The following is a 663-nucleotide window of genomic DNA, read 5'->3' as shown; positions in this document are numbered from 1 at the left end:
GGATCGGCCCCGCCGCGGGCAGCTTCGGCATCGGCACGACCTCATGCCCCGTGCCGAGCAAGGCCTGCAGGCGTTCCGCCTGCGGGGCATGCGCGCCGACGATGCGGATCAGCATCGGGCGCCTATGACTTCGCGCTCTCGCGCACCACGGCGTCCGGCCGCGTCCGCACCGCATCCTGCAGCTTCATGCCGAGGCCCGGCGCCGTGGGCGCCTGCACCATGCCATTGCGCAGCACGGGCAAGTCCGTGACGAGGTCGCGGTACCAGGTGGCGAGCGTCGCGCGCACCACCTCCTGGAAGATCGCGGTGGGCGCGTGCAGGGCCAGGTGCAGCCCGGCCATCAAGGTCACCGGGCCGGTGCAGTCGTGCGGCGCCAGCGGCTTCGCATAGGCCTCTGCGAGCGCCGCGATCTTGCGACCCTCCGTCAGCCCGCCGCACCAGGCGAGGTCGAGCATCACCATGTCGATCGCATCGCCCGCCAGCAGGTCGCGGAAGGGCACCACGCCGCCCAACGTCTCGCTGCCGCAGATCGGTGTGCGGGTCTGGCGCCGCAGATCGGCGAGGGTGCGGACGTCATCCATCTTGTTGATGGGGTCCTCCACCCAGAAGACGCCGACATCCTCCAGCGCGCGACAGATGCGGATGGCGGCGTGGCTGCTCCAG

At 71.3% G+C, this 663-nt stretch carries 1 protein-coding gene; it reads right to left on the bottom strand.

Translation table 11 applies throughout. The features are described from left to right. Positions 1–122 precede the first annotated feature (122 nt). Positions 123–663: enolase C-terminal domain-like protein (locus tag AC1DWF_RS35210; protein ID WP_476843103.1), on the bottom strand; the 541-nt coding region annotated here is incomplete at its 5' end.

This window comes from Aminobacter sp. P4_D5, from assembly GCF_056401815.1.
Note: the sequence above shows the minus strand (reverse complement) of the source record. Positions and strands in the feature narration are given on the sequence as shown.